Here is a 15,239-nt window from a genome sequence, read left to right on the forward strand (position 1 = left end):
TGAGCCCAGAATCCGGGTCGACGAGAGCAGGGAACAGGTATGAGAAACGCCGAGTACGCGGAGAGCCCGGCCGAGGCGGTCCTCGATCACATCACGCCGGGGATGCACGTGATCGTGCCCCTCCAGAACGCGGCCCCACCGGCGTTGCTGCGCGCGTTGGATTCCGGCGCCGCCGGGCTGGAGGACGTCACGATCCACCACATGGATCCGTGGGAGTCCCTGCCGTTCATGGAGGGTGCGTATCCCGGCAAGCTCCGGCATGTCGACTACTTCCTGGGGCCGGGGTCACGGGAGAACTTCCACCGAGGCCACTGTGATCTGATCCCGGTCGACTTCGCCCAGATCCCGGCGACGATGCGTGAGTTCTCGCCCCCTGGGCTGGCGATCACGACGGTCTCCGAGATGGACGAGCACGGATTTTTCTCGATGGGCACCAACGCCGACTACGTGGCGTCGTTCATCGGGCAGGTGCCCTTCTTTGTCGAGGTCAATTCCCGCATGCCCCGCACCTTCGGGCGCAACCACATCCACATCTCTCAGGTCGTGGGTATTACGCGTAACGACACTCCGATGATCACCATGGAGGTTCCGTCGCCGGGGACGACCGACGATGCGATCGCGGACCTCATCGCCGAGCGGGTCCCCGACGGGGCCTGCCTCCAGTTGGGGGTCGGCAAGTTACCGAACGCGTTCCTATCCCGTCTGTCCGATCACCGACATCTGGGTATCCACACCGAGGCGCTGTCCGACGGGGTGATGAACCTCGTCGAGTCCGGCGTGATCGACGGCTCGAGGAAGACGGGGCGGCCGTTCAAACACGTCACCACGTTCGCACTTGGCTCGCAGCGCCTCATGGACTGGCTTCACAACAACCCGTCGGTGGCGATGCTGCCCGTGGACATCGTCAATGACCCGCGGGTAATCGGCCAGGAACACAACCTCTACTCGGTCAACGCGACCAGCGAGGTGGACCTGTTCGGACAGGCGGCGTCGGAGACCATCGGCGGCCGCTATTGGTCGGGAGCCGGGGGACAGGCGGACTTCGCGAGAGGCTGCACGTTCTCGCCCGGTGGGCACGGGTTCATCGTCACCCCGTCGCAGACCTCCAAGGGCATCAGCCGCATTTCCCTCTCGCTCACGCCGGGCAGCCCGGTCACCACCCACAAGAACATCATCGAGAACGTCGTCACCGAATACGGCATAGCTGAGCTGAGGGGCAAGTCGGTGGCGGGCCGGGCCGCTGCGTTGATCGCGATCGCGCACCCCGACCACCGTGAGCGACTCAGTCGCGAGGCGCGGGAGGCGGGCCTGCTCCCGCGGGTGCTGCACTAGGCGGGCGTTGGGCCGGACGAGCACGGCGGCAGCGCGGCGACCGGTGGCAGCGGGTGGGGGCCGGGGTTACGTTCCAGAGGAACTCGACCCCGGAAAAAAGGAGGCAACTGTGGACCCCATGGTCTGGATCGTGATCGGGGTGGTCGCGCTGATTATCGTCATCGCGCTCATCGCCCTGGTAGCCAGGAACAGTAACCGCAGGAAGCTCACCGAGGCCGCAGAACTGAGGCGGAGCGCGCGTGAGCGCGAGCAGCATCTCGCGCAACAGGATGCCGTCGCACGTGAGCACGAGCATCGAGCGGGCGCGGCAGAGCAGGAGGCTCGTGCCAAGGCCGCGGAAGCCGACAAGCTCCGAGCGCAGGCCGAACACCATCGCGGCACCCTCGATGAACAAGAACGCGACGTCCGCCGTATGGAACAGACCGCCGAGAAACTCGATCCCAGGCACCGCGCCGACGATCTCGACCGAGACTTCGGTCGCGATCGCGACCGTGTCCCCGGCCGTGATCATGACCGGGGTGCGTCGCATGGCGACCGAGTGGTCGATGAGGGACGGGGCCGGCCTGACCATCAGAGTGGCGTGACCGAGCCCGGGACAGGCGCCCGGACCGAACCAGGGATGGATCCGGGACCCGGTGCAGGACCGGCCACCGCATCCGGCACCGGGATCGACACCGGGGCCACGGCCCGCCAGGGAGTGGGGAGCGAGTCCACGGCCCGCCCGGGAGTGGCCCCCGAGGCCGCGGGGGTGTCCGAGACCGGCACGGCTGGCACCGGTGGCCGTCACGCCAGGGTCGACGATCCTCTGGGCCCCGAGGCTGACGGAGAGACAGGGCGGACGACCGGGACACCCGGGAAATCTGCCCATCCCACCACTCGCCCGGACGATCAGCCGGGGGCGGTCGACAAGCTGCTGGGCCGGACACGCCGTGGTGAACCCAGGCGCTGACCGTACGGCCGGAACGACGGAGGGCCCGTTGGAGATCTGCTTCTCCAACGGGCCCTCGTTACTGGCAGGGGACTGTCCGCGTTGTTCCGGCCGTCAGGTCGGGAGAACCTTTGTGCGTCCACCGAAAAGCGGGCCGTAGAGAATTCCGGCGATGACGGCGCCGGCTATCGGTGCAACCCAGAACAGCCATAGCTGGCTCGGTGCGCCGGCGCCGTTATAGAACGCCACTGCTGTAGATCGCGCCGGGTTGACCGAGGTGTTGGTGATGGGGATGGCGATGAGATGGATGATCGTCAGGGTGAGGCCGATTGCCGCGGGCGCGAAGCCGGCAGGCGCCCGGAGATCCGTGGCGCCAAGGATGACCCACACGAAGACGGCGGTGAGGACGATCTCAATGATGAGCGCGGACAGGAGTCCGTAGCCATCGGGCGAGTGGGCACCGTAGCCGTTGGCGGCCATGCTGCCGGTGGCCTCGAATCCGTCCTTTCCTTTTGCCACCACAAGGATGAGTCCACCTGCGATCAGGCCGCCGACGACCTGGCTCACTATGTAGACGGGGGTCTTGGCCCAGGGGAGGCGCCCGGCGATCGCGGCTCCTATGGTCACCGCCGGGTTGAAGTGCCCGCCCGAGATGTGGCCGAACGCGTAGGCGCCGGTGAGCACGGTCAGGCCGAAGGCGAGAGCGACGCCGAGGTATCCGACACCCACCGGGACGTCTCCTGTATCGGCGGTGGCGACCTGGACTGCTGCGAACACTGCAGTACCACAGCCGCCGAGAACGAGCCAGAAGGTGCCGATCAGCTCGGCCGCGACGACCGCAGTTAAGGCTGGGGTGACGGCTGTGGACGTATCGGACACGGTGTGACCTCCGGGACTGACTCTGGCGAGTAAGGAACAACGGGAACGTTGTGAGAGGGGCTCGATTCAGACACGCTAGCCCGCTCCACGAGCCCCTGCGGTCGCTCCGGGGATTTACGGAGTGGTTGAACCGAGGCAGCCAGGTAATCAGGGGTGAAGGAGCGCGGGCAGGGCCTGTCCAGCGGTGGCTCGCACGTAGACCGACACGTCGGATCCGAGTCCGGACGGGCCTGGATTCACCTCTACCACCGGAATCCGGGCGTCGACGGCGAGGCCGGGAAGCGATGCCGCTGGATGGACAAGTCCGGATGTGCCGACGACGAGCACCACCGCGGCCGAAGTGACCGCGTCGACCGCCGCATTCCAAGGCTGGCTCGGGAGCATCTCACCGAACCACACCACGCCCGGACGTGACCACCCGCCGCACCTGCCGCAGACCGGTGGAGTGAGGCGATCGATCGGCTCTGCGGGGGGAGGGCCGACGTCCATGGACGCACCGCATGTGTCGCAACGGTGGGCGAACAGACTCCCGTGGACGTGGTGCACGCTGCCAGACCCCGCGCGCTCGTGCAGGTCGTCGACGTTCTGAGTGACCACTACGACGTCGCGGTCTGCCTGGGCACGCGCGACCGCGAGGTGGCCAGGGTTCGGTTCCGCGCCTGAGACTAGGTGCTCTCTCCACCGGTACCAGGCCCAGACCGTGTCCCGGTCGCGTGCCCACGCCTCGGGAGTGGCAAGGGCGGCGGGGTCGTACCGTTGCCACAGGCCGGTATGGGCGTCCCGGAAGGTGGGCACGCCACTCTCGGCGCTCATCCCGGCACCCGTGAGAACGACCAGAGGCCCGTCGCCGGAAAGGGCGAGACGAGCCTCGGTCAGGTCCTGCGGGGAAACGGGGCGCGAGTGCTGGGGCCCGCTACCGTCGCCGCCAGTCACCGGACAAACGCGGTCCCCACGGTGGGGAAGGCGACGCAGTTCGCGGTACCGCCCCCCTCCAGATTCGTGGTGACCCCGCCCTGCAGGAGCATGAGTACCTGGCCCGGGCCGGTGTCTGCCACGCCGTTCACCGTGGCCGGCCCGCCCTCGTTGATGCCGTTGTAGCCGAGGACGGTGGTGCCGCGACGACCGTTGTTGATGTTGAACCAGTCGACGGTCATGGGCTGGGCCTGCTGGGCCGCCACGCCCTCGGTGCCCAGGGCAGTGAAGATGAATCCGAGATGGCCTGGGGCGATGCCGGGCAGCGGGAGATCCGCCGGTCCTGGCACCGCGGTGGCCGCGCCGACGGCCGTTTGGTCGCCACCGATGCAATTCTGCATGATTGTGGGGTAGGCGAACTGTGCGATGACTGGGCCGTTCTCGGGCAGTGGGGTACCGGGCTCGCCGGTGCCGCGGAAGAATCCCACCAAGCGGGCGATGGTGCCCCGCGTTTCCTCCGGAATCCACTGCTGCTCGGCAAGATTCTCGATCGCCTGCAGTACGGGTTCGGTCGGGCGTCCCAACTCATCGAGCGACTGCGCGCTGGCGGTGACGGGTGCTGCGAGACCGATCGCGACGGCGGCTGCCGCCCCGAGGCCGATGGTCCGGAACGAGGTCCTGAGCGAAAGGCGGATCACTGGCGAGTCCATTCTTCGGATGGGCGGACGGACCGGCGGGCGGGCCAACCGGTCGACCGCTAGATGTTCTCATAAGTGTCCCGAGTCACGGGCATCGGGACTCCGGGAGAAGTGCGAGCTGATGCTAATGTTACAGAAGTTATCGGTGATGTAAATAACACTCGGGGCCCCTCGTTGTAGGGGGCATCTCACGATAAGGGAATCGCCCGGGGCAGCAGGTAATGTGGATACGCACGCGCGCTCGAACGGACGCGCCTGCGAATCGCGGCTGACAAGCGCCGCTGATTCCCATTACGCGCCCGGCGGCTCCCGAGTCGCCCAGGGCGCGCTAAGCCTCCGAGGGAGAACCCAGCGTATGGCCTTGACCGAGTTCCGCAACGTCGCCATCGTGGCGCACGTCGATCACGGGAAGACGACACTCGTCGACGCGATGCTGCGTCAATCCGGCGCGTTCGACGAACGCGCCGAGCTCGTTGATCGCGTGATGGACTCGGGGGATCTCGAGCGGGAAAAGGGCATCACCATCCTCGCCAAGAACACCGCCGTACGGCGCCCCGGCGCCGGGGCGGGCGGTGCCGACCTGGTCCTCAACATCATCGACACCCCCGGGCACGCCGACTTCGGCGGTGAGGTCGAGCGCGGCCTCAACATGGTCGACGGCGTGGTCCTTCTCATCGACTCCTCCGAGGGGCCGCTGCCGCAGACCCGCTTCGTGCTGCGCAAGGCGCTCGGTGCGTCGCTGCCGGTGATCATCGTGGTGAACAAGACCGACCGTCCGGACGCCCGGATCGACGAGGTAGTGGAGGAAGCACAGGACCTGCTCCTCGACCTCGCGGCCGACCTCGAGGACCCGAGCGCCCAGGCCGCGGCAGAGCACGCCCTCGAGCTACCCGTGGTGTTCGCCTCCGGCCGTGCGGGCAAGGCCTCCACGACCCAGCCGGCCAACGGGCAGGAGCCGGAGGGGGAAAACCTCGACGAGCTGTTCGCCCTGCTCTACGACGTGATCCCCGCCCCCCGTGGGAACGCCGACGCCCCGCTGCAGGCGCACGTCACCAACCTCGACGCCTCCAACTTCCTCGGCCGGATCGGTCTGGTGCGCATCCACAACGGTCGGCTGCGCAAGGGCCAGCAGGTCGCATGGATCCATAATCTGCCGGACGGTGAGCAGGTGACAAAGTCCGTCAAGATCTCGGAGCTGCTCAAGACCGACGGTGTCGAGCGCGTTCCCACCGATGAGGCGGTGGCCGGCGACATCGTCGCGGTCGCGGGGATCAGCGACATCATGATCGGTGACACCCTGGCCGATCCGGAAAACCCGGTCGCACTGCCCGCGATCACGGTCGACGAACCCGCTATCTCTATGACCATCGGCGTCAACACCTCGCCCCTGGCCGGCCGGAACGGCGGTTCCAAGCTCACAGCCCGCATGGTCAAGGCCCGCCTCGATCAGGAGCTCGTCGGCAACGTCTCGCTCAAGGTCCTCGACACCGAGAGGCCCGACGACTGGGAGGTCCAGGGCCGCGGAGAGATGGCGCTGTCCGTGCTGGTCGAAACCATGCGACGCGAAGGCTTCGAGCTCACCGTCGGCAAGCCGCAGGTAGTCACCAGGACCATCGACGGCAAGCTCCACGAGCCGTTCGAGCACATGACCATCGACGTCCCCGAGGAGCACCTCGGCGCGGTCACCCAGCTCATGGCGGCACGCAAGGGTCGCATGGACCAGATGAGCAACCACGGCTCCGGCTGGGTGCGCATGGAGTTCACGGTCCCCGCGCGCGGACTCATCGGCTTCCGAACCACCTTCATGACCGAAACGCGAGGCTCCGGCATCGCCAACTCCGAGTCCGCGGGTTACGAGCCTTGGGCCGGGGAGATCCGGGCCCGGCACACCGGGTCGCTCGTCGCCGATCGCGCGGGCAAGGCCACCACATTCGCGCTGCTCGGACTCGCCGACCGTGGTGACTTCTTCATCGAGCCCGGCTCTGAGGTGTACGAGGGAGTCGTCGTGGGCGAGAACCCGCGCGCCGAAGACATGGACGTCAACATCACCAAGGAGAAGAAGCTCACCAACATGCGTGCAGCCTCCTCCGATGCGACCGAGACGCTGTCTAAGCACAAGAACCTCACGCTTGAGGAGGCCATGGAGTTCTGTGCTGTCGACGAATGCGTCGAGGTGGCGCCGGACGTGATCCGTGTGCGCAAGGTTCTGCTCACAGCAACTGAGCGAGCCAAGGCACGCAGCCGGTCCAAGACGCGCGACCAGCAGACGGTCGGCTAGATCGGTAGTCGATGGCGACGAGGGGGGCGTCGGTGCGCCGACGGGGTGCCGTCGCGGTGTGCACCGCGCTCGCCCTTGTCGTCGTTTCCGGATGTGTCGCTGACCCGCCGCCGCCAGCGGTGGTGGGTCAGGACCGCACAGATGGGGCGTCGGTCAGTCTCACGTCCGGCGGAATCCTGTTGGCGCTGGACCGGGTCGAGGCCGGGTTCAACCCGCATCTCCTAGCCGACCAGGGCGTGGACACCGACCTCGTCGCCTCGCTTCTGCTTCCCAGTGCGTTCGTCCCGGGCGTGGACGGTGGGCCGGTACTCAACCGGGACCTGCTCGAATCGGCGGAGCGGGTGCCGGGTGCGCCCTCGACCATCCGGTACAGGATCGACCAGCAGGCCCAGTGGTCCGATGGCGTCCCCGTTGCGGCCGAAGACTTCGAGTACCTCTGGCGGCAGATGATCAGTCAGCCCGGTGTGGTCGACCCGGCTGGCTACGAGAGGATCGTCGAGGTCCGCTCCGGAGCCGGGGGCAAGGTCGTCGACGTGGTATTCGACTCGGTACCGGATTACTGGCGAAGCCTGTTCACACACCTGCTGCCCGGACACATCCTCAAAGGCGCGCCCGACGGTTTCCAGGGCGCCATGCAACGCCTGCCCGCGACGAGCGCCGGACCGTTCATGATCCGCGCCGCCGACATCGGCCGCGGTGAAATCGAGTTCGTCCGAAACGACAGGTACTGGGCCCGCGCCCCCGAGGTCGACCAGATCGTCGTGCGCCGCGCCACGGGAGCCGCCCAACTCGGGGCCGCACTGAGGGGCGGCCCCGGAGCAATGGCGCTGGTCTCGGCGACCCCCGTGGCAGAGGACGTCTCCGCCACGATCCCGGGTGTCACCGCCGCCCCGCTGGTGAGCGCGGCGCAACTGGAACTGGGACTCAATACGATCGCTCCAGCGGTGTCCGACCCCGCGGTCCGGCGCGCTGTCGCCGCGGCGATCGACCCGGAGGTGGTCGGCCGGATCGTGACGGGGGAGTCCGAGCCCAGGGTCTCGTCATTCCCGTTCCCTGCGCGGGCGGCCGTCACCGTCACCAATGACGCCGATCTCGTCGAGCGTGCGCTGACCGATGCGGGGTTCACGCGCACCGGCTCCCGGTGGCTCCGCCAAGGGACTGCGCTCTCCGTGACGATGGGAGTCGAGGCCGCGGACGACCGGGCGGTCACCGCCGCGTACACCGTCGCCGATCAACTGCGCAGCGCAGGAATCGGCGCCAGGGTGTGGGAACTCGACCCGGTCGCCCTGTACGCCGATGCGTTACCACACGGCCTCATCGACGGGGTGGTGGGTTGGCAACGGACCGACGGGCAACCGGGGTCCGCCGCAGTGTCCCGCTTCGCCTGCGGGGCCCCGGCGGACGTCACCACGTCGACGACAGGATCCCCGGTGCGCCCACCGACCACGGTGACGAGCCTGATCCCTCCCGAGCCGGACACCGGGGAATCGAGCGAGCCACTTACCGATGTCACGGCCACCGTCCCCTCCACGCCCACCACGCCGCCCCGCACGTTAGGTCGAGACGCACCCGCACGAGGCGGTGACGTCACCGGGGTCTGCGACCCGGAGCTCGACCGAGCGCTCGGCGTGGAAAAGCAGGCGGAAAGGCTCGGTCGGGTCACCCCGCCTGACCCGGCCGAGGGGAGCGATCCGACCGGCGGGGCGGGGTTGGCGCGTAGTACCGACCTGGCCGCCGCGGGCGACCGGGTAGCCGAGCTGGCCCTCCGCGTGCCGCTGGTGCGCCCGTCGTTCCTACTGTCCGCTGACGGGGTCGACGTGGGAGGGGTAGCCCCCGCTAGTCCCGGCCGTGGAGAGCAGGACCCGGGTCGGGTCTCCGACGCGTTCGACACCGCACCCACCTGGAGGAGGACCGGATGACACCGACCATCGCGACCCCGTCGGCGGAGGGCGTGCGCGCGCTGTTCGTGCACGCCCACCCCGACGACGAGGCGATCACTACCGGCGGCACGATCGCTGCGCTGGTGGCCGCCGGTGCCGACGTGCGCGTCATCACCTGCACCCTCGGCGAGGAGGGCGAGGTGCTCGGCGAGGAACTGGCCGGGCTCGCCGCCGGCCGCGCCGACCAACTTGGTGGATACCGGATCGGTGAACTGTCCGCTGCCCTGCGCGCCCTCGGGGTGAACTACACCCGGTTCCTCGGCGGAGCCGGCCGGTGGCGGGACTCCGGCATGGCCGGCACCCCTTCGGCCGATCACCCACGGGCGTTCGTGAGGTCCGGCACAGAGGCGGTGGACGAACTGGTGTCCGTCCTCGACGACTTCCGCCCCCATCTCGTGGTGACCTACGATCCGCGGGGCGGCTACGGCCACCCGGATCACATCCGCGCCCACGAGGTGGTGCACGCCGCGATCGAGAAGTCCACCCATCGGCCCGACCGCGTCGCGTGGACTGTCACTGCCCGCTCGGATATCGGCCGGATCCACCCTGCACCACCCGAACACCTGCGCCACCCCAAGGACGACGAGCTCCCGTCGATTCCGGACTCCCGACTCACGCACCGCGTTCCGCTGGACGACGCCAATTACGCCGCCAAGCTGGAAGCACTCACCGGTCACGCCACTCAGCTGGAGTTGGTGCCCGGGCCCGAGGGGGAACCCTGGTTCCTCGCCCTGACAAACGGTGTCCTGCAATGCGTTCCCCAGGTGGAGTGGTACATCGCCCACGACCGCGCCGCCGATGACGGCCCGTACGTCAAGTGCCCGCCCGGTTCCGCGCATCTGTTCGACGGGGTCGGCGGGGAGCGGATGTGACCGCCGAATACCCAGGGGGACGATCGGCAAGCGTTGTCGAGCTAGCGCTCGCCCTGGTGCTCCTCGCGATCGGCGCCGTGGCCGGCTGCATCCTCGCCGCCGCGTGGCTGACCATGTACGTCGGTCCCGTGCCCTTTCCAGTCAGCATCCTCGCCGCCGGGGCGTGGTCGCTGTTCCTGGTGCGGGTCGCCTCGATGTGGTCGAGTAGGGGGTTCGTCGCGGCGTTTCCCGCCCTCGTGTGGATCCTCACGCTGATCGCGATCAACCTCGGCCCCGGAGGCGACATGCCCGTGCCGATCGGCCTGCGCGGCCTCGCTCTGCTCGCCCTCGGCGGCCTGGTCCCGCTGTGGGCGGCGACCCTCCGCCCGTCAGCTTCGCGGGACGCCCATCGACGGTGACACCCGACCAGGGTCGTCGCCCTGGTGGTTCCACACGTCGGTGATCCCGGGCGTCAGCGCCTCGGCCAGCGACCACGCCTCGCCGGCGTCGATATCGATCACCGAATAGACGCCGGTGCCAGCCGGGGTGGCCGCGGATACCGTCGCCACGCCCGCCGACCGTTGGAACACCGACTGTGTGACGGTCCAGCCGATGATCCCGTCGGCCTCGAGCACCGACCGCTTGGCGGTCCACGACCCGCTCGAGGTCACCAGTGTGTCCGGCAACAGGGCGTGCCCGAGCATGCGGATGCGGTCCGCCGACAGCAGCAGAAAAAGCAGCAACGCGGCGGGGATCCCCCAGACCACCCAGATGTCCGCCGACGGACCGGTATCGATCCGGACGAGGACGAGTATCCCGGCGACGATCCAGAAGGGGAGGAGTCCGCGGGTGATCCTCCGGCGGGCCGCCTTCCACGGATGCCGCCGTAGTGGGACCGTCACCGGCGTCGCGTCGCCGAGGATACGAATGGCCACCCGCCGCATGTCCTTGATCGGCGCCTGCGGCAGCAGGGTTGACGCGGTGGAACCCTTCTTGGTGCCCGTCATGATGGGCTCCAACCGGCCTCCACCGACCATCCGCAGATAGACCGGCAGCCGCATTTCCACGCCGCGAAGCCGGGCCTTGTCAAGGGCCTGGTGCTTCCGTCTGAGGATGCCGTTCTGCACGTACAGCAACTGCCCACGCTCGGTCAGCGCGTATTTGCCGTACCGGATGGCGTAGGTGATGACCGCCAACACCCCGGCGACCAGCCAGATCGCAATGCCCTTGCCCACCAACGCCCACGGCTGGCCCAAGGAATCCAGCCAGGCGATCGTCCCCTCGACCACGGCTAAATCCATGATCCGGTCGTGCATGTCGCCCATCTGCCACGTGATGAGCCAGAGGGAAAACAGCACGCCGAAGCCGATGAACGAGAACGGCGCGAATCGCGACCAGGTGACCTTCCACCGGGCAATGTCCTCGCCGTACTTCGACCCCCACTGGTCCTCGTCTTCCACGTCGAGTGACGGGTCCAGCGCACGCCGGTGCTTGAGCAACTCATCGCGGAGCGACTCCACCAGTGTGGTGTCGATGGCGTCAAGGCGGAACCGCTCGGCGTCCGACTTGCCCGAGTCGGCCCGCCCGGTGCCCACCTCGACGATCGAGACCTTGAGGACCCGGTGGAACAGGTCGGATTCGAAATCCACGCTCCGGATCCGCTGGCGGGCGACCGTGACCACCTGGCGACTGAAGAAGCCCTTCTTCAAGATGATGTGCGTGCGGCCGATCTGATAGCTGGTCGACAGCCACCGCAGCACACTACCGACGACCACGAGCGATACCACGATGATCTCGAACCAGTAGTTGCTGCGATTCGACCCCAGCCATAAGGAAATGACGAACAGCGGGAGCAACCGGGTCAGCATCCCCAGTGGGTGCACGAGCAGCATCCGCCAGGAAAGGCGATCCCAGGGTGCCTCCGGGTCGACTCTTTCGGCGACTTCGGGCTCGTCGGCCGACAGGACCTCCTCCGCCGGTTCAGCCCCCGGGGCCAGTGTGGTGTCGACGGAGGCGCCACCCTCGTCGTCGTGCTCGGGTGCCCGCGCCGCTCCGGGCGCGGTCTCCGGCCCGGTCACGTGCCATCCTCCGGATCCAGGTTTGCGATCGCGATGAGGTGCTGGGCCAGCGCTTCGGCATCCGCCAGGTTCAATCCCCGGATCTCCACCGTCCCCTGCGCTGACGCGGTGGACGCGTGTACCGTCGCCAATCCGAGCCACCGCTCGAACAGGGTGCGCGTGGTGTACACGGTCTGCAGACGGGCCAGCGGCGCGATCCGGAACTGTGTGGTCCACCACCCCTTGCGCGAGCACACGGCGGAGTCCGAGACGTCCCACCGGGCCACGATGTAGCGCCACCACGGTGCCACCACGATCCCCATGAACGCGAAGGGGATGGTCACGGCCAGCGCGACCCAGTTCCAGAACCCCATGACGTTCTCGCCCCAGAAGAACCAGGCAATCTGCAGACCCGCGAGGATCGCCCAAGACCAGATTCCCTCGATCACGAACAAGAATGGGGTGCGCTTCTCGATCCGGTGCCGCGGCGCCGTCACCAGGACCCGGTTCGACGTGAGCAGCGCATCACCGGTGTCCGGCACGTCGCCGCCTGCGTCGTGGTCGAGCACGGTAGGACGCTGCTCGCGGAGCGCGTGGGCGCCCCCCTCGCCGGGGGCCGGGCTGGATACCAGGGGATCCCCGTTCGTGCGGAGGGGTACTGCGTGATCGGGCATGCCGGTCACTCTAGTGGGAGGCAGCACACAGTAAGGCCCTGACCACCCATGGAGCACCGCCGCTCTCGCCGCGCGTGCGAGGTGGGGCATCATCACGGGCATGGATCATGCACCGACCCCCGCCGATCCCGAGCCCACGGCGTCGGCCATGCGGCGCGCCCTGCGCCGGGCCTCCGACGGTCTCACCCTGGACGTCACCGAGGCGGCGGTACTGCTCGCAGCCCGGGGTGGTGACCTGGTGCGCCTGACCTCCCTCTCCGCCGCTCGCCGGGACGCCCGCCTGACTGACGAGGGCCGCCCAGGGGTGGTGACCTACTCGCGCAAGGTCTTCGTCCCGCTGACGCGACTGTGCCGGGACCGCTGCCACTACTGCACGTTTGTCACCGTGCCGGGCAAGCTCCGCGCCGCGGGCGAGGGAATGTTCCTCGACCCCGACGAGGTCATCGAGCTGTGCCGGCGTGGCGCGGAGGCCGGGTGTAAGGAGGCGCTGTTCACGCTAGGCGACCGGCCCGAGGACCGTTGGCCCGAAGCGCAGGAATGGCTCGAGTCCCGCGGCTACTCATCGACGCTGGACTACGTGCGCGCCATGGCCATCCGCGTGCTGGAGGAGACCGGGCTACTTCCGCACCTCAACCCCGGGGTGATGAGCTGGGCCGAACTGTCCACGCTCAAGCCGGTCGCCCCGTCGATGGGGATGATGCTCGAGACCACCGCCACGCGGCTGTTCACCACCCCGGGCGAGTGCCACTACGGCAGCCCGGACAAGGACCCGGCCGTGCGGTTGCGCACCCTCACCGACGCCGGGCGCCTCGCCGTGCCGTTCACCACCGGGATTCTGGTCGGGATCGGGGAGAGCCGCACCGAGCGTGCGCAGAGTCTGCTCGCGCTGGCCGGACTCGCCCGCGAGTTCGGACACCTGCAGGAGGTGATCGTCCAGAACTTTCGCGCCAAGCCCGACACTGCCATGCGTGCGGCGGACGACGCGGACACCGACGAGTTCCTCGCCGCGATCGCCGTCGCGCGCCTGGTGCTCGACTCGCGCGTGGCCGTGCAGGCCCCGCCCAACCTGGTCGACCGCCGCGACGTTGTGGCACTCATCGATGCCGGGGTGGACGACCTGGGGGGGATCTCGCCGCTCACCCCGGACCACGTCAACCCCGAGCGGCCGTGGCCGCACCTGGACGAACTCCGCGCCGACCTTGCCGCGCGCGGGTGGACGCTCACCGAACGCCTCACCGCGCACCCCCGCTACGTCGGTGCGGGCGACGCATGGATCGACCCCAGGGTGGCGGGCCACGTCCGCGCATTGGCGGACCCGTCGACCGGGCTCGCTGCGGTGGGGGACGACGACGAAGTGCTGCAGCCACAGGGACGACCCTGGCAGGAACCCGACGACGACTGGGACTCGAGCGGACGGACCGATCTGCACACCGCGATCGACTCTGTGGGCCGCAACACCGACACCCGGTCGGACATCGGCGAGGCCTTCGGCAACTGGGACGTCATCCGGGCCCGCGCGGCGGAATTAGGGGCGGCCGCTCTGACGCCGGAACGTGCGGACTCCGACGTGGTGGCTGCGCTGCGGGCCGCGGAATCCGATCCAGCCGCGCTCACCGATGAGCAGTACCTCGCGCTGGCCACCGCCACCGGAGACGGGCTGGCGGCCGTGGCGGGGCTTGCCGACCGGCTCCGCGCCGACGTGGTGGGGGAGACGGTGACCTACGTGGTCAACCGCAACATCAACTTCTCGAACATCTGTTACACCGGCTGTCGATTCTGTGCATTCGCCCAGCGCAAGGGCGATGCGGACGCGTTTTCGCTCTCCGCCGCGGAGGTCGCCGACCGTGCCTACGAGGCGTACGTGTCCGGTGCATCCGAGGTGTGCATGCAGGGAGGCATCGATCCGGACCTCCCGGTGTCCGGGTACGCCGACCTCGTCCGCGCGGTCAAGGAGCGGGTCCCGTCCATGCACGTGCACGCGTTCAGCCCGATGGAGATCTCCAATGGCGCGTCGCGGTCCGGTGTCGGCGTCCGGGAATGGCTCACGGAGCTCCGCGCGGCGGGACTGGACACCATTCCCGGCACCGCCGCGGAGATCCTCGACGACGAGGTCCGCTGGGTCTTGACCAAGGGAAAACTGCCGGCCGCCGAGTGGATCGACATCGTCACCACCGCCCACGAGGTGGGCCTACGGTCAAGTTCTACGATGATGTACGGCCATGTCGACACCCCGCAGCACTGGGTGGCGCACCTGCGGACCCTTCGCGGGATCCAGGATCGGACCGGCGGGTTCACCGAGTTCGTCCCGCTGCCGTTCGTGCACCGCAGCGCGCCCCTGTACCTTGCCGGTGCATCCCGTCCCGGACCGACCCGTGAGGAGAACGTCGCCGTCCACGCTCTGGCCCGGATCATGCTCCATGGCTCGATTGACCACGTGCAGACCAGCTGGGTCAAACTCGGGGTTGCAGGGACACGGACGATGCTGAGTTCCGGTGCCGATGATCTGGGCGGAACCCTGATGGAGGAGACCATCTCGCGGATGGCCGGCGCGGAGAACGGCTCCGCGAAAACGCCGGAGGAGATCGAGGAGATCGCCACCGGGATCGGGCGGCCCGTCCGTCGACGCAACACCGTCTACGGATCCGCGCCCCGACCCATCGGAGTGACTGTCGTCACATAGTCGGATCCCC

The 15,239-nt window shown here is 68.5% G+C and carries 12 protein-coding genes; 7 read left to right on the plus strand and 5 right to left on the minus strand.

The annotated features are described in order from the left end of the window. Nucleotides 1–39: 39 nt before the first annotated feature. Together FQ137_RS09170 and FQ137_RS09175 are read left to right on the plus strand one after the other, a co-directional pair. Complete coding sequence (locus FQ137_RS09170) at nt 40–1,332, plus strand: acetyl-CoA hydrolase/transferase family protein (RefSeq protein WP_149292109.1); 1,293 nt, start codon at nt 40–42, stop codon at nt 1,330–1,332. A gap of 109 nt (nt 1,333–1,441) precedes the next feature. Beyond that, nucleotides 1,442–2,281, plus strand: a complete 840-nt coding sequence (locus FQ137_RS09175) for a hypothetical protein (RefSeq protein ID WP_149292110.1) — start codon at nt 1,442–1,444, stop codon at nt 2,279–2,281. A 93-nt stretch (nt 2,282–2,374) separates the two neighbouring features. On the opposite strand, the gene aqpZ is transcribed toward FQ137_RS09175, so the two are convergent. The 3 genes from aqpZ to FQ137_RS09190 form a co-directional block, all read right to left on the minus strand. After that, nucleotides 2,375–3,139 (minus strand): aquaporin Z, encoded by a 765-nt coding sequence (gene aqpZ, locus FQ137_RS09180; protein ID WP_255583905.1) that lies wholly within the window; start codon nt 3,137–3,139, stop codon nt 2,375–2,377. A 147-nt stretch (nt 3,140–3,286) separates the two neighbouring features. Next, nucleotides 3,287–4,015: an NAD-dependent deacylase gene (locus FQ137_RS09185; RefSeq protein ID WP_304506055.1), complete on the minus strand. Its 729-nt coding sequence runs from the start codon at nt 4,013–4,015 to the stop codon at nt 3,287–3,289. 53 nt (nt 4,016–4,068) lie between these two features. Beyond that, nucleotides 4,069–4,749 (minus strand): hypothetical protein, encoded by a 681-nt coding sequence (locus FQ137_RS09190; protein ID WP_149292754.1) that lies wholly within the window; start codon nt 4,747–4,749, stop codon nt 4,069–4,071. A 355-nt stretch (nt 4,750–5,104) separates the two neighbouring features. Here FQ137_RS09190 and typA point away from each other — a divergent pair, with 355 nt between their 5' ends. The 4 genes from typA to FQ137_RS09210 are packed head-to-tail and all read left to right on the plus strand — an operon-like array spanning nt 5,105 to nt 10,237. Then, a complete protein-coding gene (typA, locus tag FQ137_RS09195) occupies nt 5,105–7,027 on the plus strand; it encodes a translational GTPase TypA (RefSeq protein WP_149292112.1) in 1,923 nt (640 codons plus the stop codon). A 32-nt stretch (nt 7,028–7,059) separates the two neighbouring features. Next, nucleotides 7,060–8,946: an ABC transporter family substrate-binding protein gene (locus FQ137_RS09200; protein WP_255583907.1), complete on the plus strand. Its 1,887-nt coding sequence runs from the start codon at nt 7,060–7,062 to the stop codon at nt 8,944–8,946. Beyond that, complete coding sequence (gene mshB / locus FQ137_RS09205) at nt 8,943–9,839, plus strand: N-acetyl-1-D-myo-inositol-2-amino-2-deoxy-alpha-D-glucopyranoside deacetylase (protein WP_149292114.1); 897 nt, start codon at nt 8,943–8,945, stop codon at nt 9,837–9,839. The genes FQ137_RS09200 and mshB overlap by 4 nt, the downstream gene beginning before the upstream one ends. Then, nucleotides 9,836–10,237 (plus strand): hypothetical protein, encoded by a 402-nt coding sequence (locus tag FQ137_RS09210; protein ID WP_149292115.1) that lies wholly within the window; start codon nt 9,836–9,838, stop codon nt 10,235–10,237. Before mshB ends, FQ137_RS09210 begins: the two co-directional genes overlap by 4 nt. Here FQ137_RS09210 and FQ137_RS09215 read toward each other — a convergent pair. Both FQ137_RS09215 and FQ137_RS09220 read right to left on the minus strand, forming a co-directional pair. Further along, the gene (locus FQ137_RS09215; RefSeq protein ID WP_149292116.1) at nt 10,208–11,896 is read right to left on the minus strand and encodes a PH domain-containing protein; all 1,689 of its coding nucleotides are present in this window, start codon (nt 11,894–11,896) and stop codon (nt 10,208–10,210) included. The genes FQ137_RS09210 and FQ137_RS09215 overlap by 30 nt on opposite strands. Further along, the gene (locus FQ137_RS09220; RefSeq protein WP_149292117.1) at nt 11,893–12,549 is read right to left on the minus strand and encodes a PH domain-containing protein; all 657 of its coding nucleotides are present in this window, start codon (nt 12,547–12,549) and stop codon (nt 11,893–11,895) included. The genes FQ137_RS09215 and FQ137_RS09220 overlap by 4 nt, the downstream gene beginning before the upstream one ends. A gap of 100 nt (nt 12,550–12,649) precedes the next feature. Between FQ137_RS09220 and FQ137_RS09225 the strand changes: the two genes are divergently transcribed. After that, nucleotides 12,650–15,229 (plus strand): bifunctional FO biosynthesis protein CofGH, encoded by a 2,580-nt coding sequence (locus FQ137_RS09225; protein WP_149292118.1) that lies wholly within the window; start codon nt 12,650–12,652, stop codon nt 15,227–15,229. Nucleotides 15,230–15,239: the final 10 nt, after the last annotated feature.

Source organism: Dietzia sp. ANT_WB102, from assembly GCF_008369165.1.
Classification (GTDB): Bacteria; Actinomycetota; Actinomycetes; order Mycobacteriales; family Mycobacteriaceae; genus Dietzia.